This is a genomic window from Achromobacter sp. UMC71, assembly GCF_014170305.1.
GTDB lineage: Bacteria > Pseudomonadota > Gammaproteobacteria > Burkholderiales > Burkholderiaceae_B > Achromobacter.
Window position 1 is genome coordinate 57,179 of the sequence record NZ_LZZT01000060.1, and the last position, 15,713, is coordinate 72,891.

Below are 15,713 nucleotides of genomic sequence, written 5' to 3' on the forward strand. Positions count from 1 at the left end.
TACAGCAAATAGGGTAGGATTCAAATGGCTGCTGCCAGCGACGTGTCGCCTCAGTCCGCGTATATTCAGCATCACTTGGTGCATCTGAACAATACGGGCGAGAAACAGAGCGCAATTGCTCAGTTCGACATCATCAATTACGACTCGTTGTTCTGGTCCGGCCTGACGGGTCTGATCGTCATCTTCTTCCTGTGGCGCGCCGCCAGCCGTGCGACCGCCGGCGTTCCGGGCCGCTTCCAGGCCTTCGTGGAAATGATCGTCGACATGGTCGACGACCAGGCCAAGGGCATCGTCCACAACGCCAAGAGCCGCCTTTTCATCGCTCCGCTCGCGCTCACCGTGTTCCTCTGGATCATCCTGATGAACGCGCTGGACTTGCTGCCCGTCGACCTGCTGCCGTCGATCTGGCGCTGGACCGGCCTGGGCGCGCACCACGGCGACCCCCTCTACTACCACCGCGTGCTGCCCACCGCCGACCTGAATGTGCCCATGGGCATGTCGCTGGGCGTGCTGCTGCTGATGTTCTATTACGGCATCAAGATCAAGCACCCGGGCGGTTTCGTCAAAGAACTGTTCACCGCGCCGTTCCATGCGCACGGCATTGGCGCCGTCGTGCTGGCCCCGTTCAACCTGCTGCTGAACCTGATCGAATACGCCGCCAAGTCCGTGTCGCTGGGCATGCGGTTGTTCGGCAACATGTTCGCCGGCGAACTGATTTTCATGCTGATCGCCCTCTTGGGCGGCGCCTGGACCGGCTTTAACGGTTCGAGCATCGGCTTGGGAATCGGCCACGTGCTGGCCGGTTCGATCTGGGCAATCTTCCACATCCTGATCGTCCTGCTCCAGGCCTTCATCTTCATGATGCTGACCCTGGTGTATCTCGGCCAGGCCCACGAAGGCCACTGATCCCCCGAATTTCCGGCGTCGGCCACCCGGCCGGCGCTGGATAGCAAGATCCTCTTGCATTGAGCAGTACCCTCATTTTTTATTTTTTGACTTCAGATTTCTAACCAAGGAGTTGTCATGACCAACGTCGCTTTCGTTGCTCTCGCTTGCGGTCTTATCATCGGTCTGGGCGCTATCGGCGCTTGCATCGGCATCGCACTGATGGGCGGCAAATATCTGGAAGCCTCGGCTCGTCAGCCTGAACTGATGAACGCTCTGCAAACGAAGATGTTCCTGCTGGCTGGCCTGATCGACGCGGCATTCCTGATCGGCGTGGGTATCGCCATGCTGTTCGCCTTCGCCAACCCGTTCGTCGGCTAAGGCACGCCCGCCGGCGAAAAGGCGGGTCATGACGCTGGCGGCGATGTGGGCACGAGCCCCCGTCGCCGGTCAGCAAAGTATCGAGTGCTTCGCGTTGCCCCTCCCGGGTGCCGTCGGAGCCGCAAGGTGTTAAAGGAACGACCGTGAATCTGAACGCGACGATCATTTTCCAGATGCTCGTGTTCTTCGTTCTGGGCTGGTTCACGATGAAATTCGTGTGGCCTCCTCTGACGAAGGCGATGGACGAGCGCCGCCAAAAAATCGCCGACGGCCTTGCCGCCGCCGAGAAGGGTAAGGCCGATCTGGCCCAGGCCCAGGCGCGCGTCAGTCTGATCGAGGCTTCTGCCAAGTCCGAAAACCACGCCCGCATCATCGAGGCCGAGAAGCAAGCCGCCTCCCTGATCGAGCAGGCCCGCCGTGAAGCGGAAGCCGAGCGTGCCCGCATCGTGGCGCAAGCTGCACAGGATGCCGCGCAGGAAGTCCAGCGCGCCCGTGATTCGCTGCGCGACGACGTTGCCGCGCTGGCTGTCAAGGGTGCTGAACAGATCCTCAAGCGCGAGGTTGACGCCCGCGCGCACGCCGAGCTGCTGAACCAGCTTCGCGCGCAGCTTTAATCCGGGACCGTCATGGCTGAACTTTCCACTGTTGCCAGGCCCTACGCCGAAGCCTTGTTCGCCGCCGCGCGCGACGACAAGGCCGGTTTGCCGGTTTGGGCCAACCTGGTCAGCGAGCTGGCGCAGGTCGCCTCCAACCCCGATGTGCGCGAGGCCATGGCCGACCCGCGTCTGGGTGACAAGCAGCGCGTCGACCTGTTTACCGGCCTGATCAAGGCCGATTTGCCGCAAGCCGCCCGCAATTTCATCGAGCTGCTGGTTGAAAACGACCGGCTGCTGCTGCTGCCCGACATCGCCACGCAATTCGTGGCGCTGCGGAATCGTCACGATGGCACGGCGCAGGCGGAAATCACCAGCGCGTTCGAATTGAGCGATGCCCAGGTCAAAGAACTGGTCACCGCTCTCGAACACAAATTCGGCCTCAAGCTCAAGCCCGTCGTTACCGTCGACCAGTCGTTGATTGGCGGCGTGCGCGTGGCCGTCGGGGACCAGGTGCTCGATACGTCCGTACAAGCCCAATTGGCCCGCATGCGCGATACGCTCGCCGCTTAAGGCAACTAACAGGATTCCAGGAGTCAATATGCAACTCAATCCCTCCGAGATCAGCGAACTGCTCAAGAGCCGCATCGAGGGCCTGGGCGCTTCGGCTGATGTCCGTACTCAGGGCACCGTCGTGTCCGTGACCGACGGTATTACCCGCATCCACGGCTTGTCCGATGTGATGCAGGGCGAAATGCTCGAATTCCCCAACAACGTTTTCGGTCTGGCGCTCAACCTTGAGCGCGATTCCGTCGGCGCCGTTATTCTCGGCGACTACACCGGCATCTCCGAAGGCGACCAGGTCAAGACGACCGGCCGCATTCTGGAAGTTCCGGTTGGTCCCGAACTGAAAGGCCGCGTGGTCAACACGCTGGGCGAGCCGATCGACGGCAAGGGCCCGGTCAACGCCCGCGCCACCGACATCATCGAAAAAGTGGCGCCTGGCGTTATCGCCCGCCGCTCGGTGTCGCAACCGCTGCAAACCGGCATCAAGGCTATCGACTCGATGGTCCCGATCGGCCGCGGCCAGCGCGAACTGATCATTGGCGACCGCCAGACCGGCAAGACCGCCGTGGCTGTCGACACCATCATCAGCCAGAAGGGCAAGGGCGTCACCTGCGTGTACGTCGCTATCGGCCAGAAGGCTTCCACGATCAACAACGTGGTGCGCAAGCTGGAAGAGCACGGCGCGATGGAATACACCATCGTCGTGGCCGCTTCGGCTTCGGACTCGGCCGCCATGCAATACCTGGCTGCCTACGCCGGCTGCACGATGGGCGAATACTTCCGCGATCGCGGCGAAGACGCCCTGATCGTCTATGACGACCTGACCAAGCAAGCCTGGGCCTACCGCCAAGTGTCGCTGCTGCTGCGCCGTCCGCCGGGCCGCGAAGCCTACCCGGGCGACGTGTTCTACCTGCACTCGCGTCTGCTGGAACGTGCTGCCCGCGTGAACGAAGACTACGTCGAAAAGTTCACCGATGGCGCCGTCAAGGGCAAGACCGGTTCGCTGACCGCGCTGCCGATCATCGAAACGCAGGCAGGCGACGTGTCCGCCTTCGTTCCGACCAACGTGATCTCGATCACCGACGGCCAGATCTTCCTGGAAACCGACCTGTTCAACGCCGGTGTCCGTCCCGCCATCAACGCCGGTATCTCGGTGTCGCGTGTCGGTGGCGCTGCGCAGACCAAGGTCGTCAAGAAGCTGTCCGGCGGTATCCGTACCGACTTGGCGCAGTACCGTGAACTGGCCGCCTTCGCGCAGTTCGCTTCCGACCTGGACGACGCGACCCGTCGCCAGCTGGAACGCGGCAAGCGCGTGGTCGAACTGCTCAAGCAGCCGCAATACCAGCCGCTGCAAGTGTGGGAACTGGCCGTCACGCTGTACACGGTCAACAACGGCTACCTGGATGACGTGGACGTGGCTCAAGTGCTGTCGTTCGAGAAGTCGCTCAAGGATCAACTGAAGGCCAAGCATGCGGCCATGATCCAGCGCATCGAAGACACCAAGGAACTGTCCAAGGACGACGAGGCCGAATTGGCCACCGCCGTTCAGGAATTCAAGAAGCACGGTGCTTTTTAAGAAAGTGATGGGTTAGGCGTCTGCAACGCCTCACCCATCCTTACCGGATGGTTGAGGCGTGAGCGGAACCCATCGGCCAGTCTTCACAGGAAAGCGCAATGCCCGGAATTAAGGAAATCCGAACCAAGATCAAGAGCGTGCAAAACACGCGCAAGATCACCAAGGCGATGGAAATGGTCGCCGCATCCAAAATGCGCAAGGCGCAGGAACGGATGCGTGCTGGTCGTCCGTACGCCACCAAGGTGCGCGAGATTGCTGCGCACCTGATGCAGGCCAACCCCGAGTACAGCCACCCGTACCTGGTCGAACGCGAAATCAAAGCGGTCGGCGTGGTCATGGTGACGACTGACAAGGGTCTGTGCGGCGGCTTGAACACCAACATCACTCGCGTGACGTTGGGCAAGCTGAAAGAGTTCGAGAAAAACGGCATCGCCGTCCAAGCGACCGCTTTCGGCAACAAGGGCGTGGGTGTGCTGACCCGTATCGGCGCCAAACTGGTTTCCCAGGAAGTGCAACTGGGCGACAAGCCGCAACTGGACCGCCTGCTGGGCGCGATCAAGGTGCAGCTGGACGCCTACCTGGATGGCCGCATCGACGCGCTGTACGTGGCTTCGACCCGCTTCGTCAACACGATGAAGCAGGAGCCGCTGTTCTTGCGCCTGCTGCCGTTGGCGAGCGGTTTGGAAGATCCGTACCAGACGGGTGCTGAAAGCCTGGCCAAGACGTCGGAAGTGAAAACGGATTACAGCTGGGATTACATCTACGAACCCGACGCCCGTAGCGTGATCGATGACCTGCTGCAGCGTTACGTTGAAGGCCTGCTGTACCAAGCCGTGGCCGAGAACATGGCTTCGGAGCAGTCGGCCCGGATGGTCGCCATGAAGGCGGCGTCGGACAACGCCAAGAAGGTCATCGGGGAGCTGCAACTGGTCTACAACAAGACCCGTCAGGCCGCGATCACCAAAGAAATTTCGGAAATCGTAGGGGGCGCTGCCGCCGTTTAAGGCAGGCAGCTCCCATCTAAAGCTATCAAGCAAGGAATCGACATGAGCAACGGAACCATCGTTCAGTGCATCGGCGCCGTGGTGGATATTCAGTTCCCCCGCGATCACATGCCCAAGATTTATGAAGCGCTTACCCTGGCCGACGACGAGTCCTCCTCGTTCGCCGAAAAGGGCCTGACGCTGGAAGTGCAGCAACAGCTGGGCGACGGCGTGGTGCGTACCATTGCGCTGGGCTCCAGCGACGGCCTGCGCCGCGGCATGAAGGTTACCGGCACGGGCGCCCCGATCTCGGTGCCGGTCGGCACCGGCACGCTGGGCCGCATCATGGACGTGCTGGGTCGTCCCATCGACGAAGCCGGCCCGATCCAGCACGAAGAAAAGCGCGGCATCCACCAATCGGCCCCTCGTTTCGACGAACTGTCGCCGTCGGTGGAACTGCTGGAAACCGGCATCAAGGTTATTGACTTGGTCTGCCCGTTTGCAAAGGGCGGCAAGGTCGGCCTGTTCGGCGGCGCCGGCGTGGGCAAGACCGTGAACATGATGGAACTCATCAACAACATCGCCAAGCAGCACAGCGGTTTGTCGGTGTTTGCCGGCGTGGGTGAGCGTACCCGCGAAGGCAACGACTTCTACCACGAAATGGAAGAGTCGAACGTTCTGGACAAGGTCGCGATGGTGTTCGGTCAGATGAACGAACCCCCGGGCAACCGTCTGCGCGTGGCACTGACCGGCCTGACGATGGCCGAGAAGTTCCGTGACGAAGGCCGTGACATCCTGTTCTTCGTGGACAACATCTACCGCTACACCCTGGCCGGTACCGAAGTGTCCGCACTGCTGGGCCGTATGCCGTCGGCCGTGGGCTACCAGCCCACGCTGGCTGAAGAAATGGGCAAGCTGCAAGAGCGCATCACGTCGACCAAGACCGGCTCGATCACCTCGATCCAGGCCGTGTACGTCCCTGCGGACGACTTGACCGACCCGTCGCCTGCCACGACCTTCCAGCATTTGGACTCCACCGTCGTGCTGTCGCGTGACATCGCTTCGCTGGGTATCTACCCGGCCGTGGACCCGCTGGATTCGTCCAGCCGCCAGCTCGACCCGCAAGTCGTTGGCGAAGAGCACTACGCCGTGGCCCGTGGCGTGCAGCAAACGCTGCAGCGCTACAAGGAACTGCGCGACATCATCGCGATTCTGGGCATGGACGAATTGTCGCCGGAAGACAAGCAGGCCGTGGCCCGCGCGCGTAAGATCCAGCGCTTCCTGTCGCAGCCGTTCCACGTTGCTGAAGTGTTCACGGGCTCGCCCGGCAAGTACGTTCCGCTGGCTGAAACCATCCGTGGTTTCAAGATGATCGTGAACGGCGAGTGCGATTCCCTGCCGGAACAGGCCTTCTACATGGTCGGTTCGATCGACGAGGCCTTCGAGAAGGCCAAGAAACTGCAATAAGGAACCGATATGGCTACCCTGCATGTGGATGTCGTCAGCGCAGAGGAAGCGATCTTCTCCGGTGAGGCGAAGTTCGTGGTGCTGCCTGGCGAAGCGGGTGAACTGGGCATTCTGCCCGGCCACACCCCGCTGATTTCGCGCATACGCCCCGGGACGGTCAAGATCGTTCGTGCCGACCAAGGCGAGGAAAACATCTTCGTCGCCGGGGGCATTCTGGAAGTGCAGCCGGGCAGCGTGACGGTCCTGGCCGACACGGCGATTCGTGCCGCCGACCTGGACGAAGCCCGTGCCGTGGAAGCGCGCAAGCGCGCCGAAGAGGCCCTGGCCAATGCCAAGGACAAGGCCGACATCGCGGTTGTCGAAGCTGAACTCGCCATGCTGGCTGCACAAGCCATCGCGGCGCGCAAGCTGCGCCAAGGCGGCCGGTCGCACTAAGCGGTTTGTTTGCCCGCCGGGGTTCGCCCCGGACTTGAAAAAAGCGGCCCACGGGCCGCTTTTTTCATGCACTTGCGGTGCCCACGGACTCGGTAAGCCGGTAGCGGATTTGCGTTCGCTACGAATGGCCGGCCGGTTTTTGCAACAGTAGCCTTCAACTTTAGGCAGCCGCCTGAGGATGAACGCGTGCGAGAAACCACCGATTGCGGGGTGTTGCTCACCCCTGGCCATGAAACCGCCATGCGCGACTGGGTCGCGCGCGGCCAACCCCGCCTGGCGCGGGTCCGGCTGCATCTGGTGCCGCTGCGCAACGCCGTTGCCTTGGGTGGCGCTGCCTCCGGCAGCGGGTTGGCGGACGGCGCCGGGGCGCCACCCGGCGATGTCTCAAGCCGCACGCCCGACGGGCCGGACATCCATGCGCTGGCCCGGCTGGCGGTGAGGCTGCGTCGTTACGATCACTGCATCCTGCCCGTCGCACCCGCCTCGCTGGCCTGGACCCGCATGGCGCTGCAGCAGGCAGGCGGCGCGCTCGCCACGCCGGTGCTGCTGTTCGTCCACGATATGACTGCGCCGGCCATCGAAGATCTGCTTGCGCTGGGCGCGGCCGATTTCATGACGGCGCCGTACTGCCTGGAAAGTCTCAGAGTGCGCCTGGGGCGGCTGGCCCGCCGAACCCCTTGGGGCCCGCCATCCGCGCAATTGGCGGAAACCGCCCCGGTGTATCCGGCGGGTGTGCGCGAGCCCGGCCTTGCGCATCCCGAGCGGCGGCCCCGTGTGCCGCGGCAGGTGCTGCATCAAGGCTTGGCCGGGCTGCGCCACCAGGCGGACCGCAGCGCGCACGAGCCTTTCCGCCAAGCCAAGGCGCGGGTGGTGGATGGCTTTGAATCCGATTACATCCGCTTGGCGTTGGCGCGCCACCAGGGCAACGTCGCGCGGGCGGCCCGCGCATCCAGCAAGCACCGGCGGGCGTTCTGGGCGCTGATGCGCAAGCACGGCATCGACGCTGCGCCTTACCGCCGCCGGGCCGAGCGCGATGACACCTAGCGGCCGGGCCTGACTGTAGCGAAAGCGTCCGCCTTTGCGCCGCGGCAAGACGCTCGTGTGCGGGCGGACACGCCCTGTCAGCTTGGGGCAGTAAAATCACGGCTTCCGATCATCGAGGATAGTCGTGTCCGCTGCCGTCTTGAAGAACGATGTGTTCTTGCGCTCGCTCTTGCGCGAGCCCGTGCCCTACACCCCCATCTGGCTCATGCGCCAGGCGGGTCGCTATCTGCCCGAATACCGCGAAACACGCGCCCGGGCCGGTTCCTTCATGGGCCTGGCTCAGAATCCGGACTACGCCTCGGAAGTCACCCTGCAGCCGCTCGCGCGTTACGACCTGGATGCGGCGATCCTGTTTTCCGACATCCTGACCGTGCCGCACGCCATGGGCCTGGGCCTGGACTTCGCCGAAGGCGAGGGCCCGCGCTTTGCCCGCCCGGTGCGCACCGAAGAAGACGTGGCGCGCCTGGCCGTGCCCGACATGGACAAGCTGCGCTATGTGTTCGACGCAGTGTCCACCATCCGCCGCGACCTGGACGGCAAGGTGCCGCTGATCGGCTTTGCCGGCAGCCCCTGGACCATCGCCTGCTACATGGTCGAAGGCCAGGGCAGCGACGACTACCGCCTGATCAAGACGCTGATGTACTCGCGTCCGGACCTGCTGCACCGCATCCTTGAAATCAACGCCGAGGCCACGCTGCAGTACCTGAACGCGCAGATCGCGGCGGGCGCGCAGGCCGTGATGCTGTTCGACAGTTGGGGCGGCGTGCTAGCCGATGGCCTGTTCCAGCAGTTTTCGCTGGCCTACACCCGCAAGGTCGTGGCCGGCTTGACGCGCGAGCATGAAGGACGCCGTGTCCCGTCCATTGTCTTCACCAAGGGCGGCGGCCAATGGCTCGAAGCCATCGCGGCCTGCGGCAGCGACGCGGTAGGGCTGGACTGGACGGTGGACCTGGCGGCCGCGCGCCGCCGCACCGGCGATTCGGTCGCGTTTCAGGGCAATCTGGATCCCATGGCGTTGTTCGGCGGCGCGTCCGCCATCCGCGCCGAAGCCCGCCGGGTGCTGGATGCGTTCGGCCCGGTCGGCAAGGGCGGCCACGTGTTCAACCTGGGCCATGGCATTTCGCGGTTCACGCCGCCGGAAGCGGTAGCCGAATTGGTCGACGAAGTCCACCAACACAGCCGTTCGCTGAGAGGGTAAGTGAGTGAACGCTTCGGTCCTTAGGGCCGAAGTTTGAGGCCCCCGGCGGGCACTTGTGCACAGCAAGATTACGCTTGGGGAAAACCCTCTAGAAGCTTGTTTACAATCTTGGAAGTTTGTATAAGTTATTGTTTTTAATGGAATAAAATAGGTTTTCAACAGATTTGCAAGAGTTGATGCAATCTTGCCTTATTCCAATTTTTAACGTTGCTCCAGCCTTTTCCCCAAAGTTATCCACAGGCGGGGGCTGGAGCCGCCGACCGGCTTGGCGCGACAATGGCCCTGGGCCTGCGTACCGGCCCGGCCTTGTCTTCTCCCGCCACCGATGATCCCGGCCGCCCCGGGCCTGCCCAGTCAATGTTCCGTTTCGTACCCCATGTCTGAAGTCCCCGCGCTGGTCGAATCCACGCCGGCCGAGCCGGCGGCGACCTGCTGGGTGCGTGTCGCGCTCGACGTGCCGCTGCCCGGCCCGTTCGACTATCGCCACCATGCCCCCATCACGGCGGGCTTGCGGGTGATCGTGCCGTTCGGCCGGCGCAAGCTGATCGGGGTGGTGGTGGATAACCCGGCCGAACCGTCCTTCGATCCCAAGCAGATCAAGCGGGTCGAAGAGGTGCTGGAAGACCTGCCGCCATTCGACGACGATTGGCTGCGCCTGGCGCGCTTTGCCGCCGACTACTATCAGCGGCCGTTGGGCGAGGTGATGCTGCCGACGTTGCCGCCGCCGCTGCGTAAACCCACGGCATACCAGGGCAAGCGCTCGGCGGGCGGTCCGGTGGCGCGGCTGGACGCGCGCAAGCGCAAGACCGCGCGTGCCGCCGCGACGGCAGACCAGCCCCCCGAACTGAACGAGGCGCAGCAGACCGCGGTCGACACCATTGCGGGGCTGACGCGCTTCAAGCCGGTGCTGCTGTACGGCGTGACCGGTAGCGGCAAGACCGAGGTCTATCTGCGCGCCGCCGAAAAAGTGCTGGCCGCGGGCCGCCAGGTGCTGCTGATGGTGCCGGAAATCAACCTGACGCCCCAGCTGGAAGGCGCGCTGCGCGCCCGGCTGGAAAGCCTGGTGGGCGCCGACGGCCTGGCGGTGATGCACAGCGGGCTGTCCGACGGTGAGCGCTTGCAGGCGTGGTCGCGGGCGCAGCGCGGGCAGGCGCGCATGTTGCTGGGCACGCGCATGTCGATTTTTGCGCCCATGAGCGAGCTGGGCCTGATCGTGGTGGACGAAGAGCACGACGCGTCCTACAAGCAGCAGGACGGCCTGCGCTATTCGGCGCGCGATCTGGCGGTATGGCGTGCGCACGACCTGGATATTCCGGTGGTGCTGGGGTCGGCCACGCCCTCGCTGGAAACCTGGCAGCACGCCGAGCGCGGCCGCTACCTGCGCCTGGCCTTGCCGGCCCGGGCGCGGTCCACCACCTTGCCGTCGATGAAGCTGGTGGACACCCGCCGGCTGCAGATGAAGCACGGCATGTCGCCGCAGTTGCTGGAGGCGATCGGCGAGCGGCTGGCGAACAAGGAACAGTCGCTGATCTTCCTGAACCGGCGCGGGTTTGCGCCGGTGCTGCATTGCCAGTCCTGCGGCTGGGTCAGCAATTGCCCGCGTTGCACGGCCTTCACGGTGCTGCACCGGGCCGGCCGCGGCCACCGGTTGCAATGCCATCATTGCGGCTATCAGGCGCCGGTGCCGCACGCCTGTCCCGAATGCGGCGACCAGGACCTGGCGCCGATGGGGCGCGGCACGCAGCGGGTGGAAGAACACCTGGCCGAGCTGTTTCCCGAGGCCCGCATCCTGCGCATCGACGCCGACAGTACCCGCAAGAAGGGCAGCGCCGAGGCCCTGTTCGCCTCGGTACATGCGGGCGAGGTCGACATCCTGGTGGGCACGCAGATGGTGGCCAAGGGCCACGACTTCGCCAGGCTTGGCCTGGTCGGGGTGCTGAACCCGGACTCGGCGCTGTTCGCGCACGATTTCCGTGCGCCCGAACGCCTGTTCGCCCAGTTGATGCAGGTGGCGGGACGGGCGGGACGCCACCAGGGCAACGGCCAGGTGATTATCCAGACCGGCTACCCGGAGCAGCCCGTGTACCAGGCGCTGCTGCGCCACGACTACGCGGGTTTTGCCCGCCATGCCTTGCACGAGCGCGAAAGCACGGGCCTGCCGCCGTTCGCCTACCAGGCGCTGCTGACGGCCGAGGCGCGCGAGCTGGCGGTGGCGCAGGCTTTCCTGCAGCAGGCGCGCGCCTTGCCCGAGGGCGAGTGGGCGGCCGATTTTCCGGGGCTGGACGCAGTCATGCTGTACGACCCGGTGCCGCTGCGCGTGGTGCGGGTGGCCAATGTCGAACGTGCCCAGCTGCTGGTCGAAAGCACCAGCCGCCCGGCATTGCAGGCGTTCCTGGCGTCGTGGTCGCACCACCTGCCGTATCTGGCCAACGAAGCCCGCGTGCGCTGGCAACTGGAGGTCGATCCTCTGGAAATCTGACGGCGGCGGCCTCGGCGCTGCCCACCTGATTGCTCTATGATCGATTCCCTTTCCCCGAGTCCCCATGTCCGCAAGCGAACCCATAGGCCACGGCCTGAATCCCGCGCAGAAAGAAGCCGTGCTGTACCTGGACGGCCCCTGCCTGGTGCTGGCCGGCGCCGGCAGCGGCAAGACGCGCGTGATCACCCAGAAGATCGCATACCTGCTGCGCGAGTGCGGCTACATGGGCCGCAACGTGGTGGCGCTGACCTTCACCAATAAGGCCGCGCGCGAGATGGACGAGCGCGTCAAGACGCTGGTGGATCGCAAGCTGGGCAAGGGTCTGACCATCAGCACCTTTCACTCGCTGGGCGTGAAGCTGCTGCGTGAAGAGGCCCGCAACGCCGGACTCAAGCCCACGTTTTCCATCCTGGACGCCGACGACGCCATGGCGATCATCCAGGAGCTGCTGGCCACCACCGACAAGGGCCGGCTGCGCCATGTGCAGGGCATCATCTCGCTGTGGAAGAACGCGCTGATGGACCCGGACGACGCCGCGCGCGAGGCCATCACGCCAGGCGACGTCGAGGCCGCCAACGTCTATCGCAGCTACGCCGCCACGCTGGCCGCCTACCAGGCGGTGGACTTCGACGACCTGATCCGCATTCCGGCCATCCTGCTGGCCAACAACGAAGACGTGCGCACGCGCTGGCAGAACCGCGTGCGCTACCTGCTGGTGGATGAATACCAGGACACCAACGTGTGCCAGTACCGCCTGGTGCAACTGCTGACCGGGCCGCGCGCCATGTTCACCGCGGTGGGCGACGACGACCAGGCCATCTACGCCTGGCGCGGCGCCACCATCGAGAACCTGGCCAAGCTCACCACCGACTACCCGAACCTGAAGCTGATCAAGCTGGAGCAGAACTACCGCTCGGTCCAGCGCATCCTGGCGGCGGCCAACCAGGTGATCGAGAAGAACCCCAAGCTGTTCGACAAGAAGCTGTGGTCGGACCTGGGCGTGGGCGAACCGATCCTGGTGTCGGCGATGGATGGCGAAGAGCAGGAAGCCGAATCCATCGCCATGAAGATCTCGGCCTCGCGCTTCGAGCGCCAGGCGCAATGGAAGGATTTCGCCATCCTGTATCGCGGCAACCACCAGTCGCGCATCCTGGAGCAGGCGCTGCGCAACCTGAAGATTCCGTACACGATCTCGGGCGGACAGAGCTTTTTCGACAAGGCCGAAGTGCGCGACGTGCTGGCCTACCTGCGCTTGCTGGCCAACGACGAGGACGATCCGGCGTTCATCCGCGCCGCCACGACGCCCAAGCGCGGCATCGGCCAGGCGACCCTGCAGACGCTGGGCCAGTACGCGGCCAGCCGCGAGCTGTCGATGCTGGCCGCGGTGGAAGAGACCGGCCTGGAAAGCCAGCTGGCCCCGCGCCAGCTGGAACCCCTGCGCACGTTCACCGAATTCATCCGCCGCATGCAATGGCGCGCCGGCCGCGGCGCCACGTCGGGCAAGGACGGTGCGCCCGCCGAGCCGGCCGGCGTCATCCTCGACGACCTGGTGCAGGCGATCCAGTACGAACGTCACCTGTTCGAGCTGTTCGACGAGCGCCCCGCGCAGACGCGCTGGCAGAACGTGCTGGAACTGACCGGCTGGCTCAAGCGCAAGGCCGAAGAGGACAACATGTCGCTGTTCGACCTGGTGCAGCACGTGGCGCTGGTCACCATGCTGGACCGCGGCGAGGACGAAGAGCCGGACGCGGTCAAGATGTCGACGCTGCATGCGTCCAAGGGGCTGGAGTATCCGCACGTGTACCTGGCCGGCGTCGAAGAAGGCCTGCTGCCCCACCTGGGCAAGGACGACGAAGACGGCGATCCGGCGCGGGCGGCCGAAAACCTGGCCACGCGCATCCAGGAAGAGCGCCGGCTGATGTACGTGGGCATCACGCGGGCGCAGCGCAGCCTGAATCTCAGCTGGTGCAAGCGCCGCCGCCGGGCGCGCGAAGACGTGGTGCGCGAACCGTCGCGCTTCATCGAGGAAATGGGGCTGGATGACCCGACGGTGCAGGAAGACGAGACCACGGCCGCCATGAACCCCAAAGAGCGCATGGCCATGCTCAAGGCGTTGCTCAAGAAGTAGCGCCGCAATAAATTACATGACGGAGGCCGGCTTCAGGGGCTATACCTGCCGCTTTGCACCATGGCGCTATCCATGAAGGACGACGTTCGATATCAACCGGTGCCTGGCACGCCGGGCTTGGTGCTGGGCGTGGCGCGCCTGTCCGAATTCGAGTTCGACCGCCATTACCACGTCGATTACCACATCGGCCTGGTGACCCAGGGCGTGCAGCGCCAGACCTTTCGCGGCCAGAGCATCCTGCTGGGGCCGGGCGCCGTCGCCTTGATGCCGCCGGGCGAGATCCACGACGGCACGGGCGTGGACGACTACGGCCATTCCTACACGCTGAAGACCTTCCGCATGGCGCCCGACTTGATGCGCGGTTTCCTGGCCGAGGTGTCGGGCGCCGCGCCGGACGAACGCTTCCTGGGTACCTTGATCGAGGACGCGGGGCTGGCCACGCGGTTCGTGGCGCTGCACGCGTCATGGATGGCGGGCGCGGCCGCCGGCCCGCTGGCGCACGAGTCCGCCTCGCTGGCGCTGATGGGCGCGCTGTTCGCGCGCACCGGCGCGGTGGCGCGGCAGGATATCCGTGGCGGCCTGTCGGCGGCGCACACGCGCACGGTGCTGGATTACTGCCAGGCCCACCTGGGCGACAAGATCGGCCTGGAAGACCTGGCGCGGTTATGCGGCCTGAGCCGCTACCAGTTCCTGCGGCGTTTCGCGCTGACGGTGGGCCTGACGCCGCACGCCTGGCTGACGCGTCTGCGGCTGGAGCGGGCCTGCGCCGTGCTGGCCCGCGCGCCCGCGTCGATCGCCCAGGTCGCCGCCGACGTGGGTTTTTACGACCAGAGCCATTTCAACCGCGCTTTCCGCACGGCCTATGGCGTGCCGCCATCGGCCTACCGGCGCGCGGCCTGACCCCTATTGCAACTGGGCGCGCAGCGCCGCCAGGAAATGGTCCACATCCTGTTCGCGGGTGGCGAACGAGGTGACCAGGCGCACCACGCCGGGGCCCCAGCGGTCGTGATAGAAGAGAAAGCCTTGCGCCAGCAGACCCTGGATAGCCGCGGCAGGCAGGTGGCAGAACAGGATGTTTGCCTGCGCCGGGCCTTGTGTAAGCACGCCGGGCAGGCCGGCCATGCCCGCGGCCAGGCGGGCCGCCATGGCGTTGGCCTGGCGCGCATTGCGCAGCCACAGGCCGTCATCCAGGTAGGCTTCCATCTGGGCCGACAGCAACCGCATCTTCGAAAACAGATGACCACCGCGCTTGCGCCGGTAGGCCAGCTCGGTCGCCAGGCCGGGCTCGAACAGCACGATAGCTTCGGCGCCCAGCACGCCGTTCTTGGTGGCGCCGAACGACAGCGCCGTGACGCCGGCCTTCCAGGTCATCTCGGCGGGCGTGCAGCCCAGGCTGACCAGCGCATTCGCAAAGCGCGCGCCGTCCATGTGCAGCGGCAGGCCGGCCTCGCGGCAGATGCCGCTGATCGCGGCGATCTCATCCAGCGTGTAGACGCTGCCGGTTTCGGTGGCCTGGGTGATGCTGACGCAGGCAGGCTGCATCGAATGCACGTCGCCAGCCTTGCGGCGCACCTCGACCGCAAGCTGCGCCGGGTCGATCTTGGCGGCCTCGCCGTCCAGCAGCGTCAGGCGCGCGCCGGCGGTGTAGAACTGCGGCGCGCCGCATTCGTCGTTGGCGATGTGGCTTTGCGCATGGCATAGCACGCTGCCCCAGGGCGGGGTCAGCGCCGACAGCGCCAGCGAATTGGCCGCCGTGCCGGTAGGCACCAGCAGCACGTCGACCTCGCGCTCGAAAATTTCACTCAGTTGCCGCGCGACGCGCTGGCTGCCGTCATCGGCGCCATAGGGCTGGGCCTGTCCCTCATTGGCGCGCAGCAGCGCATCCAGGACTTGCGGGCTGGCGCCGGCGATGTTGTCGCTGGAAAAACCCAGCTGCGGTAGGGATGGGGTCGGGGTGTCCAAGGCAAGGCTCTCTGG

The 15,713-nt window shown here is 65.1% G+C and carries 14 protein-coding genes; 13 read left to right on the forward strand and 1 reads right to left on the reverse strand.

Annotated features, from left to right (window positions below):
- Positions 1 to 24 precede the first annotated feature (24 nt).
- The 13 genes from atpB to A9974_RS29165 all read left to right on the forward strand — a co-directional run bounded on the left by atpB (position 25) and on the right by A9974_RS29165 (position 14,636).
- The gene (gene atpB, locus A9974_RS29105) at positions 25 to 906 is read left to right on the forward strand and encodes a F0F1 ATP synthase subunit A (RefSeq protein ID WP_183005269.1); all 882 of its coding nucleotides are present in this window, start codon (positions 25 to 27) and stop codon (positions 904 to 906) included.
- 117 nt (positions 907 to 1,023) lie between these two features.
- Complete coding sequence (gene atpE / locus A9974_RS29110; protein ID WP_003815363.1) at positions 1,024 to 1,266, forward strand: F0F1 ATP synthase subunit C; 243 nt, start codon at positions 1,024 to 1,026, stop codon at positions 1,264 to 1,266.
- A 143-nt stretch (positions 1,267 to 1,409) separates the two neighbouring features.
- Positions 1,410 to 1,880, forward strand: a complete 471-nt coding sequence (locus tag A9974_RS29115) for a F0F1 ATP synthase subunit B (RefSeq protein WP_006227275.1) — start codon at positions 1,410 to 1,412, stop codon at positions 1,878 to 1,880.
- A 12-nt stretch (positions 1,881 to 1,892) separates the two neighbouring features.
- Positions 1,893 to 2,432 (forward strand): F0F1 ATP synthase subunit delta, encoded by a 540-nt coding sequence (locus A9974_RS29120; RefSeq protein WP_183005270.1) that lies wholly within the window; start codon positions 1,893 to 1,895, stop codon positions 2,430 to 2,432.
- Between the two features lie 28 nt (positions 2,433 to 2,460).
- Positions 2,461 to 4,002 carry a F0F1 ATP synthase subunit alpha gene (gene atpA / locus A9974_RS29125; protein ID WP_183005271.1) on the forward strand — a complete coding sequence of 514 codons (1,542 nt, stop codon included), beginning with the start codon at positions 2,461 to 2,463 and terminating at the stop codon, positions 4,000 to 4,002.
- Between the two features lie 98 nt (positions 4,003 to 4,100).
- A complete protein-coding gene (gene atpG / locus A9974_RS29130; protein ID WP_183005272.1) occupies positions 4,101 to 5,006 on the forward strand; it encodes a F0F1 ATP synthase subunit gamma in 906 nt (301 codons plus the stop codon).
- A gap of 42 nt (positions 5,007 to 5,048) precedes the next feature.
- Entirely contained in the window at positions 5,049 to 6,452 is a 1,404-nt protein-coding gene (gene atpD, locus A9974_RS29135) for a F0F1 ATP synthase subunit beta (RefSeq protein WP_183005273.1), read from the forward strand.
- A gap of 9 nt (positions 6,453 to 6,461) precedes the next feature.
- Positions 6,462 to 6,887 carry a F0F1 ATP synthase subunit epsilon gene (locus tag A9974_RS29140; protein WP_183005274.1) on the forward strand — a complete coding sequence of 142 codons (426 nt, stop codon included), beginning with the start codon at positions 6,462 to 6,464 and terminating at the stop codon, positions 6,885 to 6,887.
- 186 nt (positions 6,888 to 7,073) lie between these two features.
- Positions 7,074 to 7,931, forward strand: a complete 858-nt coding sequence (locus A9974_RS29145; protein ID WP_370539641.1) for a helix-turn-helix domain-containing protein — start codon at positions 7,074 to 7,076, stop codon at positions 7,929 to 7,931.
- Between the two features lie 124 nt (positions 7,932 to 8,055).
- Positions 8,056 to 9,129, forward strand: a complete 1,074-nt coding sequence (gene hemE, locus A9974_RS29150) for a uroporphyrinogen decarboxylase (RefSeq protein WP_183005275.1) — start codon at positions 8,056 to 8,058, stop codon at positions 9,127 to 9,129.
- Between the two features lie 376 nt (positions 9,130 to 9,505).
- The gene (locus A9974_RS29155; RefSeq protein WP_183005276.1) at positions 9,506 to 11,608 is read left to right on the forward strand and encodes a primosomal protein N'; all 2,103 of its coding nucleotides are present in this window, start codon (positions 9,506 to 9,508) and stop codon (positions 11,606 to 11,608) included.
- A 64-nt stretch (positions 11,609 to 11,672) separates the two neighbouring features.
- Positions 11,673 to 13,736, forward strand: coding sequence for a UvrD-helicase domain-containing protein (locus A9974_RS29160; protein ID WP_183005277.1), 2,064 nt, complete (start codon positions 11,673 to 11,675; stop codon positions 13,734 to 13,736).
- Positions 13,737 to 13,808: 72 nt separating this feature from the next.
- On the forward strand, positions 13,809 to 14,636 hold the full coding sequence (locus tag A9974_RS29165; protein WP_183005278.1) for an AraC family transcriptional regulator: 828 nt from the start codon (positions 13,809 to 13,811) through the stop codon (positions 14,634 to 14,636).
- 3 nt (positions 14,637 to 14,639) lie between these two features.
- Here the strand turns inward: A9974_RS29165 and A9974_RS29170 are convergent, their stop codons facing one another.
- Entirely contained in the window at positions 14,640 to 15,698 is a 1,059-nt protein-coding gene (locus A9974_RS29170) for a low specificity L-threonine aldolase (protein ID WP_183005279.1), read from the reverse strand.
- Positions 15,699 to 15,713: the final 15 nt, after the last annotated feature.